The organism is Pseudoalteromonas sp. P80D2, assembly GCF_036680945.1.
GTDB lineage: Bacteria > Pseudomonadota > Gammaproteobacteria > Enterobacterales > Alteromonadaceae > Pseudoalteromonas > Pseudoalteromonas shioyasakiensis.
Window position 1 is genome coordinate 242905 of sequence record NZ_JAZDAR010000037.1, and the last position, 15673, is coordinate 258577.

At 43.4% G+C, this 15673-nt stretch carries 12 protein-coding genes; 5 read left to right on the top strand and 7 right to left on the bottom strand.

Features of this window, described 5'->3' with window-relative positions; all coding sequences use genetic code 11:
* The first annotated feature begins 316 nt into the window (after positions 1-316).
* From VRK28_RS11350 to VRK28_RS11365, 4 genes are all read left to right on the top strand, one after another.
* On the top strand, positions 317-3736 hold the full coding sequence (locus tag VRK28_RS11350) for a LamG-like jellyroll fold domain-containing protein (RefSeq protein ID WP_332393949.1): 3420 nt from the start codon (positions 317-319) through the stop codon (positions 3734-3736).
* A gap of 52 nt (positions 3737-3788) precedes the next feature.
* The gene (locus VRK28_RS11355; RefSeq protein WP_332393950.1) at positions 3789-4286 is read left to right on the top strand and encodes a hypothetical protein; all 498 of its coding nucleotides are present in this window, start codon (positions 3789-3791) and stop codon (positions 4284-4286) included.
* A 555-nt stretch (positions 4287-4841) separates the two neighbouring features.
* Positions 4842-5276: a DUF4019 domain-containing protein gene (locus tag VRK28_RS11360; protein ID WP_332393951.1), complete on the top strand. Its 435-nt coding sequence runs from the start codon at positions 4842-4844 to the stop codon at positions 5274-5276.
* 173 nt (positions 5277-5449) lie between these two features.
* Complete coding sequence (locus VRK28_RS11365) at positions 5450-5845, top strand: DUF4019 domain-containing protein (protein WP_332393952.1); 396 nt, start codon at positions 5450-5452, stop codon at positions 5843-5845.
* A gap of 481 nt (positions 5846-6326) precedes the next feature.
* Here the strand turns inward: VRK28_RS11365 and VRK28_RS11370 are convergent, their stop codons facing one another.
* The 7 genes from VRK28_RS11370 to VRK28_RS11400 form a co-directional block, all read right to left on the bottom strand.
* Positions 6327-6476 carry a hypothetical protein gene (locus VRK28_RS11370; RefSeq protein ID WP_165385112.1) on the bottom strand — a complete coding sequence of 50 codons (150 nt, stop codon included), beginning with the start codon at positions 6474-6476 and terminating at the stop codon, positions 6327-6329.
* A 144-nt stretch (positions 6477-6620) separates the two neighbouring features.
* A complete protein-coding gene (locus VRK28_RS11375; protein ID WP_240701512.1) occupies positions 6621-8570 on the bottom strand; it encodes an RICIN domain-containing protein in 1950 nt (649 codons plus the stop codon).
* Positions 8571-8582: 12 nt separating this feature from the next.
* Positions 8583-9650: an aldose epimerase family protein gene (locus VRK28_RS11380; RefSeq protein WP_240701511.1), complete on the bottom strand. Its 1068-nt coding sequence runs from the start codon at positions 9648-9650 to the stop codon at positions 8583-8585.
* A 215-nt stretch (positions 9651-9865) separates the two neighbouring features.
* Positions 9866-10450 (bottom strand): HAD family hydrolase, encoded by a 585-nt coding sequence (locus VRK28_RS11385; RefSeq protein ID WP_130167336.1) that lies wholly within the window; start codon positions 10448-10450, stop codon positions 9866-9868.
* A 136-nt stretch (positions 10451-10586) separates the two neighbouring features.
* Complete coding sequence (araA, locus tag VRK28_RS11390) at positions 10587-12086, bottom strand: L-arabinose isomerase (RefSeq protein ID WP_062566354.1); 1500 nt, start codon at positions 12084-12086, stop codon at positions 10587-10589.
* A gap of 23 nt (positions 12087-12109) precedes the next feature.
* Complete coding sequence (locus VRK28_RS11395) at positions 12110-12805, bottom strand: L-ribulose-5-phosphate 4-epimerase (RefSeq protein ID WP_063528078.1); 696 nt, start codon at positions 12803-12805, stop codon at positions 12110-12112.
* Positions 12802-14454 carry a ribulokinase gene (locus tag VRK28_RS11400; RefSeq protein WP_130167335.1) on the bottom strand — a complete coding sequence of 551 codons (1653 nt, stop codon included), beginning with the start codon at positions 14452-14454 and terminating at the stop codon, positions 12802-12804. The genes VRK28_RS11395 and VRK28_RS11400 overlap by 4 nt, the downstream gene beginning before the upstream one ends.
* 231 nt (positions 14455-14685) lie before the next feature.
* On the opposite strand from VRK28_RS11400, the gene tal reads away from it, so the two are divergent.
* Positions 14686-15639 carry a transaldolase gene (gene tal / locus VRK28_RS11405; RefSeq protein ID WP_062566356.1) on the top strand — a complete coding sequence of 318 codons (954 nt, stop codon included), beginning with the start codon at positions 14686-14688 and terminating at the stop codon, positions 15637-15639.
* Positions 15640-15673 lie beyond the last annotated feature (34 nt).

A 15673-nucleotide genomic window follows, 5' to 3' on the forward strand; every position in this document is an offset into this window, starting at 1 on the left:
AAATGTAATACAAATAAACAAATTTACCGGAAAATCCTCACTTGCAGATCAGCAAAAAACTTCCCTAATAGAGCAAAAATAGCGAAAAAAACACTAAAACTGGCAACTTGAAAAAATTAAAATCACGCTGTACATATTGTAAACACTGACACTTCGTGTTTACATATCAATTACCTTTGCAAAAGTATTTGCACATTTTAAATCGTACTATAAAATTACAATACTACGTTCTTATTAGTTTGATATAGGCGCGCGGCAATTTTATTGACAACAATCGAATAAAAAAATGAATCCCAGTTTCAAGAGGACACATAAAATGAAATTAAATAAATTAGCCATGGTCATAGCCTGCTCTTTGGCTGTTACAGGTTGTGGCAAAGAAGATGGTACTAAGCTTGACACAGCACCAGCGGTTGCCGACCCGCAAAGTGCGAAACCGACAGTAAGCAGCAGTGTTGAATACACTGAATCAGGTAGCGTAATGGTTACCAATGTAAGCGTGCACGATCCTTCTGTCGTTAAAGTTGACGACACTTATTATATTTTTGGTTCACACCTTGCTGCCGCTAAATCAACTGATCTCTTGAACTGGGAAATGATTTCTAGCCTTTCAGCTAACGCAGCCGTTAATGAAAGCCCATTATTTGATTACAACTACACAGGTGAAATTGCCGAAGGTATTGAATGGACAGACGGTTTTACAGGAAACTGGGCTGCCGATGTAATCAAAGCGCCAAATGGTAAATTTTGGTTCTACTATAACCACTGTGCACAAGATAACCCAGATACACCAGATGTTGTTGATGAAGTATGCTGGAACCGCTCTTATCTTGGTTTAGCTGAAGCTGACAATATTGAAGGTCCTTATACAAACAAAGGTATTTTCTTACGCAGCGGTTATCGCACAGAAGCTGAGTTTGCAGCTTACCCACTTGATAATGGCCAAACAACATGGAATGGTGCCGTTGATCCTAACGCCATTGACCCTGCAGCCTTCTATGATGCTGATGGCAAACTTTGGATGGTTTACGGTTCATACTCTGGCGGTATTTTCGTGCTAGCAATGGATGAAGAAACAGGTATGCCAGAAGCTGGTCAAGGCTATGGTAAAAAGCTAGTAGGCGGTGACTTCCGTGCAATGGAAGGTGCATTTGTAATGTACAGCCCAGAAAGTGAATACTACTACCTATTCTTCTCTGTTGCTGGTTTTGATCTTAATGGTGGCTACAACATTCGTGTTGCTCGCTCAAAAACACCGGATGGCCCTTATCTAGATAACGCAGGTAATGACATTGCAGCTATCGGCGGCCTGGAGGTCGGCGAAAAACTAATGGGCGGCTTTGAGTACACGCAAGAACTTGGCGAAACAGCACCAGCATGGGGCTACCAATCACCGGGCCATAACTCTGCTTACTACGATGGAGCAACAGGTCGTCATATCTTAGTTACGCACACGCGTTTCCCGCAAACATCGACTGAGTTCCCAACCATTTCAGAAGCGCACCAAGTTCGCGTACATGAAATGTTTATAAACTCATTAGGCTGGCCTATGGCTTCACCACAGCGCTATGTACCGCTTGAAGGCGACAACATGGTTGTGGCAGATGAACTTTATGGTTATTACAAATTTATCAACCATGGCAATGATGTAAATACAGATGCTATTCGCTCAATGCATATTGCTTTAAACGAAGATCACTCAGTAACCGGTGATGATCCAGGTATCTGGTACATGATTGATGACTCAAATATTAAACTTGAGTTAGATTCAGGTACTTACTTTGGCGTGGCTAAATGGCAATGGGATGATGCAACTAAAGCAATGGCTGTAACTGTATCAGCTACATCAAGCGAAGGCGCTACCATTTGGGCAAGTAAACGTGATGAAATCACAGACACGGCTAACGTGTTAGGCACTGTTCAAGAAGCGCTAGATATTAAAACTGAATTATCAATCGCTGACGAAGGCTACTCATTACCAACCAAAGGTAAAGATGGTGCTGCAATTAACTGGGAAAGCAGTGATGAATACTACATCACCAGTGAAGGCTCAGTATTCATTCCAACGCCAGATCGCGGTGACAAAGCGGTTACTTTAACGGCTAATATCTCTTTAAACGGCGAGAGCACAACCAAGACATTTAATGTAAATCTAGAAGCGCGCCCAGAGTTTAAAAATGCGATTGCACACTATGCATTTGAAGATTCACTCAGTGATGGTTTAGGTAACCTAGATGATGCGGGTGTAACAGATAACAACATGTTAAATGTGGGTGCTGGTACAGCTGCATACGCAGAAGGTCAAACAGGTAAAGCATTTAACTTTGACGGTGCAACGGGTGTACGTTTACCTGATGAGTTAGTAACAGGCGATGAGTACACTATTTCGTATTGGTTTAAGCCAACAGTACTAACTAACTTTACGCCTACATTCTTCGCATCAACGTCTGATGCACGTTGGATGAGCTTGATCCCAGGTAGTACACACTTTACGTCAACACCAATGCTATGGAGCCGTTATTTAGCTGATGATGGCACTGATATGTGGAACCAAATCATTTCTGACTCTCCAGCGGTAATGGATTGGAATCACATTGCAATCACTTATGCTAATGGCACTGCAACACTTTATCGTGATGGTGTACGTGCAGGTTCGATGCCTCGCCCTGACTTCTTTAGCGAACAAACAGGTAACTTTGCCCTTGGTGTGAACTACGGTTGGGACTTACCTTTCCAAGGTCAAATTGATGAATTCATCGTTTATGACTACGCGCTAAACGGCCTAGATATTAATGGTGCGGCTATCAATAACCTGACAGATCCGACTAAATTTGAGAGCTTCATTACTGATGCGCTTGATTTAGGTGATGTATCGGCAGTACGTGAAAGCTTTGAGTTACCGCGTGTAGGTCCATTTGTATCTGGTATTAGCTGGACGTCAAACAACGAAGAGTACTTAAAACCGGTTAATGGCACAGCTGTTGTTACTCAACCTAGCGCCTCTGCTGGCGACCAAGTAGTGACATTAACTGCAACTATTAAGTACAAAGACTTTACTGATACTAAGTCATTCGATGTAACCTTAAAATCACTTGCACCTGCTGAATACAGCTTCGAAGGTGACCTAAGTGCATTAAACGGTGCGTATGCAGCGGGTAAACCAACGGGTGGTTTCATCAACAATACTGGTGGTAACGTAACTTTTGTTGACGGTATCATGGGTCAAGCAGTATTCCTTGAAGGTTCAGGTGTTCGTCTACCGGATAACTTAATCACGACCAATGATTACTCAGTATCTATGTGGTTAAAACCTGAAACCTTCACTGATTACACTACAGCGTTCTTCGCAGGTGCAAGTGCAGGCTCTTGGTTAAGTTATGTGCCATCTATGGCAGGTACAGGCCTAACTCGTTTATGGGCAAATAACGGTGCCTTCTTCGATAATGCAGAACTAGATAGCCGTATTCCAGCAAAAGAATGGACACATGTTGCATTCACTGTTGATGGTACGAATGGTGATGTGTTGAAGATGTATGTTAACGGCGAATTACAGCTAGAAACCGATGGCTTCCCGCGTGTATTCACGGTTCCTGGTGAAACAAATGAGTTTGCACTCGGTGTTAACTACTGGGATACACCTTATAACGGTGCTATCGATGAACTGAAAATTTTCAACGGTGCGATTAGCGCTGAAGAAATAAAAGCACTCTTTGATGCAGCTGCTGCACAAGAGTAACAAAGTGAGGTGAGCTGCCTCACCTCAACTATTTGTTGTCTGGAAAGGCCGGGTGAAAACCCGGCTTTTTTCTAAAGCTTTAGTACCCCTTGCAGATACATACATATCATTCACTTTCATCGCTCTCATTATGGCTATTAACTCATTAGTAAGTGCGTTAACTATCTCAAACGCAGATACAGCAGTCAGTAATACCAACTCAAAAGTAGGCTACAAACTCAGCAGCCAAGAGATGAACAAACTCTCTGGTCGTGAAGTAGAGCCCGCCCAAAAAGAAGAAGTATCTAGCGAACTCCCCGCACATATTCGCAAAATGGTTGAGCAACTCGAAAAGCTCAAAGAACAACTCGAACTTGCCAAAGAGCAATTAGCCAAACTGCAAGCACTCAAAAACCAAGAAGATGAAGCTGTAAAAGTGCAAGTTGAAATACAGACCAAGATGGTTATGGAAATCCAAACGCAAGTAATGACTCTTAGCCAATCAATTAGCGATGCGCTAAAAGAAGCTGGTATTAGCGACCCTGGAGTGCTAATGAGTGTATTGGTGTGATGGAAGCTGTAAGTTTTGAGCTGTAAGCTTTAAGTCTCAGGCTTTACTCTTGTCTCTTTCATCTCGCTAACTCCCTTTCATGCTCACTTTACTCTTGCAACTTTACCCTCGCTAACTCCCTTTCATGCTCACTTTACTCTTGCAACTTTACCCTCGCTAACTCCCTCTCATACTCACTTTACTCTTGCAACTTTACCCTCGCTAACTTCTCTCAAAAACCCAAAAAAGGGTCAAAAACCTAGTAACTATGCGGGCTCTGAAATATCGAGCACGCAAATACGAAACTTCCTTAGCAGTAAAAATAAGTGCTATTTAGGGTCATTGTCGTTACATTTAGCAGCTGTTAAAACGAATTAATTTGCTCAATAAATCAACAGTATAAACTTAACAATTTAATCTACATCGCCACTTTACGAACTCAGTTGCAAAGATCGCTCAAATAAAAGACAGCACTTAAATCCCGCTAAAAAGCCTTCCCTAGCACTTTTTCAGTATAGAAATCAACCAACTCATTCGTATTATGAATTCACCCTATGAACGAAGTGAGGGCGTCTTATGCGTCAAATTTTATTACTTTCTGTAAATGGATTTACGCTACAAAAACTGTTTTTACTGGCATCATTATTGGTATGCTTTTTCACCTCAGCTGAAGAAACAAGCCCTATTTCAACAGCGAGAGCATGGTTAACCTTGGTCGATTCAGGAGAGTACCACGAGAGCTGGCAGCAAGCTGATCAGGTCTTTCAAAACACCACGCCAAAAGCTCGCTGGCAAACAGCCTTAGATCAAATACGCGTTCCTTTAGGCCGAGTTATGTCTCGCACCTATTTTGGCACAGCAGAATATAACTCATTACCCGGCCTGCCAAATGGTGAGTATTTAGTGGTCAAGTTTCAAACCGAGTTTATGAATAAAGAGGCTGTAGTTGAAACGCTCAGCCTTAGCAAAGCCGCCGATGGCTGGCACTCATTAGGTTATCTTATCGATTAATTTAGAGCAGCACAAAGCGCCTTGAGCTATGTGCTGTAAAACTTATCGGCAGTCAAAATGCTTATCTGCGGGAAAATAAACCGCACAATTGATGAATAGTATTTATTGTTCGTCGCCGTAACATAAAAACACTTCAAGACGAATTCAATAAACAACTAGTAAATGGAATTGCTATGAGAAAAACGCTTTTACTAATCATTTTTTTAAGCTGCTTTTGTGCAAATGCTGAAGAGCTCGAAGTTATTCATCGCGCTAAAAGCTGGCTTACGTTAATCGACAACGGTCAGTATCAGCAAAGTTGGCAGCAAGCAGACTCATTATTTAAACAAAAAATGCCTCAAAGCAACTGGATCAAAGCGTTAAAACAAGTTCGGGTACCGCTTGGCAAGGTTATATTACGTAAAAATTTAAGTCTGATGAATTACGACTCTTTGCCCGGAACACCTGATGGCGAATACGTGATCATTCAGTTTCAAAGCCAGTTCATGAATAAAGAGCAAGCCATTGAAACAATTAGCCTAAGTAAAAATAGTGGCCAGTGGCAACCTTTAGGTTATTTTATTAATTAGGGGATTTGCAGAGGCTTAGATGGATTATGTTGGGTTTCGCTTCGCTCAAACCAACCTACCCGAAGAATGAGAAGGGCAAGTAATGTGGTAGGCGTCACGCTTGCTTGGCGCGTCATGAAATCAACACCCAAAGAGCAGACATACACATCACCAACATACCCCACCTCTCAGCTAAAAACTGACAGCTGAAGGCTGACAGCTCCTAAACAACGCTCGAAATAAATTTCACGCCTACAACAACACGTGGGGTTTTATATGCAATGCAGAGGCATGAGAAGGTTTTGATGGATTATGTTGGGTTTCGCTTCGCTCAAACCAACCTACCCGAAGAATGAACAGGTAAGTAATGCGGTAGGTGTCACGCTTGCTTGCCGCGTCATGAAATCAACACCCTACGAGCAGACTGACATATCACCAACATACTCCACCGCTCATCTAAAAAATGACAGCACCTACACAACGCGCGAAATAAATTTCACGCCTACAACAACACGTGGGGTTTTATATGCAATGCAGAGGCATGAGAAGGTTTTGATGGATTATGTTGGGTTTCGCTTCGCTCAAACCAACCTACCCGAAGACTGAGTAGGGCAAGTAATGTCGTAGGCGTCACGCTTGCTTGGCGCGTCATGAAATCAACACCCTACGAGCAGACTGACATATCACCAACATACTCCACCGCTCATCTAAAAAATGACAGCTGAAGGCTGAAGGCTATAAAAAAAGCCACTCATAAATGAAGTGGCTTTGGTTGAGTCGATTTTTTACTTATAACTTAATTTGGTTCACGCAGATGGAACACTTGGCACTTGTTACCTAAATCAGGTTGTTGTGCGAAGTTAGTGTTTTCAGCTAAACCACAGTTACTTAAACCAAGCGCTTGTTTTGTGTAGCGGTTGATCAGCATAACACCACCGCCTTCTACCGGAGCAATACGCCACTGTGCTGTTTTCGCTGCACAAGACGCCATTTCTACGTTGGCACCTGGTACTAAGGCGTTATCAGCTACCGCAGCACAGAACTCGCTATCAGCGCTTTGTTTAAGGCTTACATAGCCTGTATCTGTTGGTGTGAAGAACCATTGCTGTGCATCTTTATGCGTGTAAGCTTGTTGCTCAACATTGGTGCCTGCTTTAACTGTATCTGCCACGCTAAGTGCTTTACCACTTTGTTGGCTTAATACGACAACACTGCCCATAGGGCGTAATTGCCAGTCGCCACACGCTGTTGCGTCGCTTTGCTGTAAAACCGCTTGGTTTTGTGCCGCAGAACAACCAGCAACCGCTAACGGCTTGCCTGTGTAACGGTTAGTAATAGATACATTACCATCTGTGCTTGGTGCTACTTTCCATTGCTGACAGAAGTTATTACGCCATGCTGCAGATTGTACTTTAGCGTTATCTGCGTCATTACAGCTTTCGAGCTCTAAGAACTTGCTGTCTTCACGGTTAGCTAAACGAACAAAACCATCTGTTGTTGCATCAATAACCCATTGACCATTGGTGCTTGCACACTGACGTTGAACTGCACGTGCATCTTGTGGATCAGCTGCGATGTCTAAACATAAGCCACTTGTTGCATTCACTAATTGATAGCGCTGACCTTGTACTCGCGTTACCAGTGGACCGTATTCACCTGATGGTGGAGCTACTTCAACGCCTGGTGTTAATGGTTTACCAAAGCTTGGTGTGCCATCGTCGTTCCAAGTGAATTTTTGCGCACGTAATGAACGAGTCGCACTACAACCGTGCTCTACCGAATCATTACCGTGATAAACTAACCAATCTTCTGTGCCGTCTGGCGATGTGAAAAAGCCGTTGTGACCTGGGCCAAACACTTCTTCTGTACGCTCAAATACTGGCTTGTCGTATTTTTTCCAGCTGCTCGCTTTAAGCGGATCGTCACCAACAAGTTCAAGCATACCTAGTTTGTAATCTGGGGTATTACAGAAGCTTGCTGAGTACGTCATAAACGTACGACCATTGTGCTGTAAAATTTCAGCACCTTCAGTTACTTTACGACCACTGATTTCCCAATCTAGCTCAGGACGCGTGATCACCGTATGCGGTGAGTTCTCTTTCAGTGTCCACGGATCTTCCATTTCTGCAATAATGTTTAATTGCTGATCGCCTTGCCATTGTGAGTAGATCACATATAGCTTGTCTTTGTATGTTAGGTAGTTACCGTCGATGTTCCATACGTTAGGCATTAATGCGCCCTTGTATTCGTATGGACCCATAGGATCGTCACCAGCACTTTCTAGTACGTTTAAGTGTTGGTTATCTAAAGTGCCATCAGTACCAGCTGTATACATCATGTACCAACGGTAGCCGTTTGGTCCTTTTAGGCGGTGGAACTCAAACGCCCAGAAGTTACAACAGCGCTCAGGATTTGAATCAGACCAAACATTGACTGGTGTTGCATCAGCAAGGCCAGCTAGTGTTGGTGATTTACGCATCACTAACTCAGATGTCCATGTTGTTGTGGTTAGGTAATAGTTACCATCCCAGTACTTAAGCCATGGATCGGCGCCATTAGGAAAAAGTGGGTTGGTAAAAATACCATTATCTTGGATTGGCGCTTTTTCTGTGGCTGCCACGTCAGCTTTCTTAGCTGTGTTGTCTTCAGCTGTAGTCTGACAACCAGTCAGTGCACCAAACGACAAGGCAAATACGCTGGCTAAGCCAGCCTTTTGCATTGCGCTTTTAAGCTTTGTTGTTTTCACGATTGTGTTCCTTTATTTTGTACCAAATTCGTACACGATGCGTGTTGAATACACGTCACCCGGTAATAATGTTGTGCTTGGGAACGTTGGCTGATTTGGTGCATCAGGGAAATGCTGTGGCTCTAAACAAAAACCACTTCTGAAATTATGCACTAAGCCAGACGCTTGCTGAGTACTACCGTCTAAGAAGTTACCTGAATAAAACTGTACAGCAGGCTCTTCTGTGTAAACTGTCAACGTACGGCCAGAATTTGCTTCGTAAACCGTCGCCGCTTCCATAAGTTCATTGCTTGGCGTGTCTTTAAGCACAAAGTTATGGTCATAACCTTTACCAAGTTTCAGTTGTTCGTTGCTAGCTTTGATGTCTTGACCAATTGCTTTCGCTGTGCGGAAGTCAAACGGTGTGCCTGCAACATCCATCAACTCACCCGTTGGGATCAAGCCGCCATCCACAGGGGTAATTGCTTTTGAGTTAATTTGCATTTGGTGATCAAGAATGTCGCCTTTACCCGCTAGGTTAAAGTAGCTGTGTTGCGTCATATTGATGATGGTAGGCTTGCTTGTTGTAGCAATAAACTGCATATCTAACGTGTTGTTGTTCGTTAGCGTGTAAGTTACTTCAGTCGTCACTTCACCCGGGTAGCCTTGGTCGCCATCAGGGCTCACTAAGCTTAAGGTAACACCGGCACTGTTTTGCGTCGTGAACGGTGTCATGTTCCATACTTTCTTATCGAAACCTTGCACACCACCATGTAAGTGGTTGTCACCATCGTTAGTTGCTAATTGGTATTCAGTGCCATTTAACGTGAATTTACCGTTTGCGATACGGTTACCAAAACGACCGATGATTGCACCGTAGTAAGTTGTCGCTTTTGTGTATGCTTCTAGGTTATCTAAACCCAGTACAATATTACCCATTTCGCCTTTTGCATCAGGTGTTTCAATACGCGTGATTATGCCGCCGTAGTTGATTACATCAACGCTAATACCATTGCTGTTAGTCAGCGTTACTTGATTAACTGGCGTTTGATCAGCAAGTACGCCATAGGCCGTCATTGATGCTGAAGGGGAAGTAGTCATATTGTCTCCTTGATGAGCACAAGCTGGTGTAAGGGCAATCCCACATGTCACCAACAATGCATAAAGCCCGCGCGACTTTTTCGTGTTCGAACTGGCTGTTTGATGAGTTGTTTTTAAACCTTGGAAAACACATTGCAATGACATACGAATAACCTTTTTGTAATTGTATTTATAGTTTTATAATACAAATAAGGGTGTCATTGCAACTTTAATCGCTAAAGTTGGATTTTTCCGTCTTTCACCATGATGCAATCCATTCCCGCACTTTTGGCAGCTTGATAACCAATTTGCGTGTCTTCAAATACCACACATTGGCTTGGCTCAACACCTAATTGCTCTGCTACTTTTAAGAATGTTTCTGGGTTTGGCTTGCCTTTACTTACATCACTGGCAGTCACTAACGCACCAATTTTATTTATTAAATTGGTATCAGTTAGATGATCAATTGCATGCTCGCGGTCAGCGCCTGTGCCAACGCCCATAGGCAATACACCATGGTACTTTTCAAGTACTGCGACGGTTTCGTCAATTACTAGCGGTTGGTGCTGTAAATCAACCCAAAACTGGTGTTTATCTTTTGCCACAACTAGAGGGTCGTGTTCTAAACCAAATTTTTCGTTAAGCATTTCAATTGTTTTAACGGTCGGAATGCCACCTAAGCTGTACATGTAGTCGTAATCGAATGGGTAGCCATAGGCTTCGCAAGCTTTTTGCCATGCCTGTAAGTGACTGCCCATTGAGTCAATTAAGGTGCCATCCATATCAAAAATAATGCCTTGGTAGGCGCTTAAATCGATCATATCTACTCCTAAAATGTTTCGCTTCACAATAGCATAAGCCAGCGAAGAGCGAGGCTCATCACTGGCTTAATCGACAACAAAATTTGGGGTGAACGTGCTCACACACAGCACGTTCTAGTACATAAAGTACTAATTCTTACAGGCCACGTTTTAGCATGTAGTAAGCTGCGTTATGACGAAGCTCTGTTTTGAAACCACGGATCGTCGTATCGTTATCGATGATCATAGTTTCAACGCCAGCCATTTCAGCAAAATCGATAATCATATCGGTTGTTACTGCTTGGCTGTATGCAGTGTGGTGTGCACCACCGGCGTGGATCCATGCAGCTGATGCTACAGATAGATTTGGTTTTGGTTCCCAAAGCGCTGAAGCAACCGGTAAGTGAGGTAAATCAGCTGGCGGAGCCACTGTATCTACTTCGTTGATTAGAATACGGAAACGGTTCCCCATATCAATTGGTGATACGTTGATTGCAGCACCCGGTTTTGCAGTAAACAATAAACGACCTACATCACATTTAACACCGATAGTGTGCTGGTGAACTTCAAGACGTGGTTTTTGTGCTGCAATTGAAGGACACACTTCCAACATGTGCGCGCCAAGTACTTGGTCAGTCTCACCCATGTTGTAAGTGTAATCTTCCATGAATGAACAACCGCCCTCACGGCCTTCACCCATTACTTTCATGATGCGAACCATAGCAGCTGTTTTCCAGTCACCCTCACCACCGTAACCATAGCCTTTCGACATTAGGCGCTGTGTAGCAAGACCTGGAAGACCAGAAAGACCTGATAAGTCTTCAAAACAGTTAGTGAATGCTTTAAAGCCGCCTTTCTCTAAGAAACGCTCCATACCAAGCTCTAAACGTGCTTCGTTGCGTAGCATTTTCACTGCGTAATCGTCTTGTAGAGTTTCGTCAGCAATTACGTAGTCTTGCTTATAAAGCTCTAACTGTGCATCAACTTCTTCTTCAGTGATAGTATCAACCACTTTTACAAGCTCAGCGACACCAAAGGCGTGTACTTCATAACCAAAAGTAATTTGCGCTGAAACTTTGTTACCTTCGGTAACTGCAACTTGACGCATGTTGTCGCCAAAACGCGCAACTTTAAGTGTTTGGCTTTCTGCCCAACCTTTTGCCGCACGACACCAGTCATCTAACTGCTGTTGTACGTCAGCACGTTGCCAGTGACCTGCAACAACTTTACGCTCTTTACGCATTACAGTACCGATGAAACCGAACTCACGGTCACCGTGTGCACTTTGGTGCGTATTCATGTAGTTCATGTTGATGTCAGACCAAGGAAGGGCTGCATTAAACTGAGTATGAAGGTGTAACCAAGGCTTACGTAATTCGCTTAGGCCAGCAATCCACATTTTCGCAGGTGAGAAAGTGTGCATCCATAATACTAAGCCAACACAGTTAGGATCCGTATTTGCCGCTTGGCAAACAGCGTGAATTTCTTCAGGTGACTTAACGGTAGGCTTACATACCAAGTTTACTGGTAGATTAGCTTCGCTGTTTAAGCCCGCTACAATTGCTTCGCTGTCTTTGGCAACCGTTTCTAACACCTTAGGACCATAAAGATGTTGTGAGCCGGTAACAAACCAGACTTCTTTCGTCATCGTCGTCATGTTAATAATCCTCTAAATTCTTGCTATTTGCTCTGACCGTAATACGCGTTTTTACCGTGCTTACGTAGATAATGTTTATCCATCACTGCTTTTTTAAGTTCAGCTGCGTGTGGATCTAAAGTGCGTGTTAAATACGCCATGCGTGCAATCTCTTCGAGTAGCGCGGCATGGTATACAGACTGAGCGGCATCTTTACCCCACGTGAAAGGCGCATGACCCGCAACAATCACCATAGGTGCAGCTTTCGGATCGCGGTCTTGATACGCATCAGTAATTTGAATACCGGTTTCTAATTCATAATCGCCATTCACTTGCTCATCGGTTAACTCACGAGTACAGGTGATGTCACCGTGTACATAGTCAGCGTGAGTTGTGCCAAGGCAAGGAATGCTTTGTTTTGCTTGCGCCCATGCAGTTGCATAGGTCGAATGCGTGTGTGTTACACCGCCAATTGAATCAAAGTGGCGATATAAATGAACATGTGTTTTAGTGTCAGAAGACGGACGCATAGACCCTTCAACAATGTTGTTTTCAAGGTCGACGATCACCATGTCGTCGGCTTTCATTTGGTCGTAAGATACACCACTTGGTTTAATCGCAATTACGCCTTTGTCGCGGTCAATTTGCGATACGTTACCAAAGGTATAAATTACTAAGCCACGACGTTGCAGCTCCATGTTCGCTTCATAGACTTCACGTTTTAGTTCAGTAAAACTCATGCTTTGTCTCCGTTTACATAGCTTGCAAGTGCTTGGTAGTTGGCATAAAGCTCGTCATACACAGCAACGCGCTCAGGGTTTGGTAAATACTGATGACATACAGACGACGCCATAACTTTTTGAGCATCTGCCACTGTTGCGTGCTCACCCGCAGCAACCGCAGCCATAATTGCCGCACCCAATGCACAGCTTTGCTCACTTTCTAAAACGTCGATTGGGCAGTTCCAAACATCAGCACAAGTTTGCATTACGTAGTCTGATTTTTTAGAAATACCGCCGATAACAACCACTGACTCGATTGGTACGCCTTCGCTACGGAAACGCTCAGTGATAGCACGTGCGCCAAAGGCAGTTGCTTCAACAAGTGCTTTGAAGAACTTAGGTGCATCAGTGCCCATTTTTAAGCCTGTTAATGCCATGGCAACGCTTTGGTCAGCATCTGGCGTACGACGACCATTTACCCAATCAAGCGCAGTTACATCGTTGCTTGTTACAGGCAGTGCTGCCGCTGCTTTTGATAGATCAACTAAGATTGAATCTTCTAACTTGTTAACTAACGCTTGTTCAGCGTCAGATAGATTTGTAAGTTGGCTAGTTGGCCAAAGTACTAGGTTTTTGAACCATGCGTATAAGTCACCGAATGCAGATTGACCGGCTTCTAAGCCAATTAACCCAGGGATTACTGAGCCATCAACTTGACCACAAATACCTTTAACGCAAGTATCACCTAGTTGTTCTTTAGACGTTACTGTGATGTCACACGTTGAAGTACCCATTACTTTAGTTAGAACGCCAGGACGAACATTGGCTGCTACTGCGCCCATGTGACAGTCAAATGCACCGTAACCAATTACGATACCTTGTGGTAAACCTAGCTTCTCGGCCCACTCTGCAGTTAAGTTGCCAGCAACTTGGTCGCTTGGCTCTGTCGTTGCATTTAACGTATCAACAACACCATCTAATAGTGGATCGATATTGCTGAAGAAACTGTTTGGTGGGAAACCGCCCCACTGCTCGTTCCACATTTGTTTGTGGCCCGTTGCACAACGACCTAGCTTTAATGCTTCAGGGTGTGTTGTGCCGCACATTAGCGCGGTCATCCAATCGCAGTGCTCAACCCATGAATAAGTGGCTGCTTTAACACTGCTATCAACGCGGAAAATATGTAATGCTTTGGCCCAGTACCACTCAGAAGAGTAGATACCGCCCATGTGTGAAAGGTAGTTCACATCATTGTTAGTTGCAGCTTCAGTGATTTCACTTGCTTCTTTAATAGACGTATGGTCTTTCCACAAAATGAACATTGCATTTGGGTTTTCTGCAAATTCTTCAGTTAATGCCAGTGGTGTACCTTGGCTATTAATTGCTACAGGTGTTGAGCCTGTCGTATCAAAGCTCATACCCACTACTTTGTCTGCAGTACCTGCTGGAACTTGTGACCAAAGACCATTAACTACTTCTACAAGGCTATCAATATAGTCTTGTGGATGCTGACGAAACTGATCTTTACTAGGGTCACAATATAAACCTTGTGCCCAGCGCGGGTAGTTTACTAAATGGCTGGCAAGTTCTTCACCAGTCGCAACATCAACGAGTAATGCTCTTACCGAGTCCGACCCGTAGTCTAATCCCAACGTATAACGAGACATAATTACCTTTCACTAATTGCTTACTAACATTGTTAGTCATTATCTTTATTTGTATGATAATATCAACAATACCAGATTGTAAAGGTATTATAAAAATATTATTAACAGGATTATTTGCTGCTGGCGGGCGATTTATTGCGCAGTTTCTCTGGTAGATTAGATTGTTTTTTCAGCACAAATAATAGGTTAAAGCCACTACATTAACTTTTGTATGATAAGAATGGGATAACTATGTCTAGTCAATTAGAACAACTTAAAGCAGTAACAACCGTTGTTGCTGACACGGGTGATTTTGAAGCAATCAACGAATATAAACCGCAAGATGCAACAACAAACCCATCACTAATCTTAAACGCGATTCAAATTGAGAAATATCGCCCACTTGCTGCCGAAGCCGTATCATGGGCAAAAGCACAAAGCAGTGACGCAGCTGAAGTTGTAACAAAAGCAGCCGACAAGCTAGCGGTATTAATTGGCTCTAAATTAATGGAGCAAGTGCCAGGTTTAGTTTCAACAGAAGTGGATGCGCGTTTATCATTTGATACTCAAGCAACTGTTGATAAAGCACTTGAGCTTGTTGCTTTATATAAAGAGCAAGGTATCGACACATCACGCGTGTTAATCAAAATTGCTTCAACATGGGAAGGTATTCAAGCAGCCAAGGTACTTGAAGCGCAAGGTATCCGTTGTAACCTAACGCTGGTATTTGCATTTGCTCAAGCACGCGCTTGTGCCGAAGTAGGTGCTTACCTAATTTCACCATTCGTTGGTCGTATTCTTGACTGGTACAAAGCACAAGATGCAAGCGCTGATTTCGACGGTGCTAACGATCCGGGCGTTAAGTCAGTAACGCATATCTACAACTACTTCAAAAAGCACGGCTACGAAACGATTGTAATGGGCGCAAGCTTCCGTAACATCGGTGAAATCCAAGAATTAGCAGGTTGTGACCGTTTAACTATCAGCCCTAAGTTACTTGCTGAACTAGCTGCAACTGACGCACCATTAACTCAAAAACTATTACCAGCAACAGAAAAAGCAGAAGCGCCAGCTGCAATGACTGAGCAAGCTTTCCGCTGGGAAATGAATGAAGATGCCATGGCTACTGAAAAACTAAGCCAAGGTATTCGTCAGTTCGCAATTGACCAAGAAAAACTAGAGTCAATCTTAAGCGAATTAGTTTAAACCGATTGTTTAAGCAGCAAAAAGCCCGCAAACC